The 1,480-nt window shown below is 64.0% G+C and carries 2 protein-coding genes and 1 pseudogene; 1 reads left to right on the top strand and 2 read right to left on the bottom strand.

The features are described 5' to 3' along the window. A pseudogene (locus tag AB4Z11_RS31510) lies at positions 1–189 on the top strand (PRC-barrel domain-containing protein); the annotation flags it as partial. Here the strand turns inward: AB4Z11_RS31510 and AB4Z11_RS31505 are convergent. Continuing rightward, a complete protein-coding gene (locus AB4Z11_RS31505) occupies positions 174–644 on the bottom strand; it encodes a GNAT family N-acetyltransferase (protein WP_442030087.1) in 471 nt (156 codons plus the stop codon). The pseudogene AB4Z11_RS31510 and the gene AB4Z11_RS31505 overlap by 16 nt on opposite strands. A 100-nt stretch (positions 645–744) precedes the next feature. Further along, on the bottom strand, positions 745–1,480 hold a 736-nt coding region (locus AB4Z11_RS31500; protein WP_442030085.1), incomplete at its 5' end, for a helix-hairpin-helix domain-containing protein.

Raw genomic sequence — 1,480 nt, 5'->3', positions numbered from 1 at the left:
ACCCTGGACACCGGCCACCACCGCATGCTGCTCAACATCGACAAGGAACGCATCGAGTCCGCACCGGGCTTCGACAAGGACCACTGGCCCGACATGGCCAACCAGAGCTGGGCAACTGAGGTGCACAATTATTACGGCACCAGCAGCAGCACGTCCGGCCCGAGCCACCTCGATCAAAGTTCGCGCTGATCGATGCGCATCGGGATGAAGCGCAGGCCGTGCATCTCCTGCACTTCCGCTGTGGGCTGGAAGCCCCAGCCACGGTAGACCTGCTCGGCAAACGTGGATGAGTTGACGGTGAAGCTGCCGGGATTGCCGCGCGCCAGCGCATCATCCCGCGCGGCGTCCCACAGCTTGCGGCCGACGCCCTTGCCATGCCACGCCTGCGCCACATAAAGGCTGAACAGATGCGCGTTATCGCGCACCGCTACCACACCTGCCAGCGCTGAATCCACAGTCGCCAGCTGATACCTATAATTTTCCGCACGAATATTTGCGGCGATGACCTCTGGCTGGATAGTCGCCATAAACTGCTCCGCGCCGGTTGCGTCAGGCGCGATGGTCAGAAAAGGCTGCAGCTCAATAATCAGCGCGCTGATGGCTGGCGCGTCTTCAGGCGTGGCAAAACGAATAGTCGGCGTCATCCCGCCATTATGCCAGCGCTACCTCGCCGCGTAGCCAGCGTTCTCCCGCGCTGAGCTTCGCCGTGGCGGCGCAGGCCATTCTTTGAGGCGGCGCAAGGGCCTAGCAGAAGTCGCGGCTGGTCGTAGGCAGGCGTTGAATGAGGTGCGAGAGGTCGACCAGGCGTTTGGCGACGAGGTGGCGGACGTTGGCTTCGTTCTGCCAGATGCCGTACACGCCAAGCAGCGATGCACCCAGCACTTCGCGGCGGAATTTGTCGACCAGGTCGGGCCACACGATCACGTTCACATTGCCCGTCTCGTCCTCGATCGTGATGAAGAGCACGCCCTTCGCGGTGCCGGGGCGCTGGCGCACCGTGACGATGCCCGCGCCGCGCGCCAGCTGTCCGTTGCTGAACGTGTTGAGCACTTCAGCCGGCATGAAACGCTTGCTGAGCAAATGCGGACGCAGCAGCGCCAGCGGATGGCGTCCCAGCGTCAAACCCTGCGCGCGATAATCGCCAATGATTTCATCCCCTTCGCTGGGCGGCTTCAGCTGCGGCAGTTCCTCTTCCGGCTTGGTTGGACGCAGCAAGTCCTTATCCGGCACCGCGCCCACCGCTTCCCACAAAGCCTGACGGCGATTACCCGCCAGGCTGCGCAGCGCATTCGCGCCTGCCAGCACTTGCAGATCATGGCGATTCAAATCCGCCCGCCGCGCCAGGTCGGTCACGTTCGTGAAAGGCCGCTCGCAGCGCGCCTTTTCAATGCGCTCCGCCGCATCGGGGCGCATGCCGCGCAAGAGCGACATCCCCAGCCGCACCGCCGGCTGCTTGCGCTGCTTGTGCCATGCCCCGGGC

It is taken from the genome of Pseudoduganella sp. RAF53_2 (genome assembly GCF_052113985.1).
Classification (GTDB): Bacteria; Pseudomonadota; Gammaproteobacteria; order Burkholderiales; family Burkholderiaceae_D; genus Rugamonas.
Note: the sequence above shows the minus strand (reverse complement) of the source record. Positions and strands in the feature narration are given on the sequence as shown.

Bases quoted from the DNA above. Each gene is read 5' to 3' on its own strand.
- AB4Z11_RS31505 (WP_442030087.1), bottom strand. From the start codon at position 644: ATGACGCCGACTATTCGTTTTGCCACGCCTGAAGACGCGCCAGCCATC.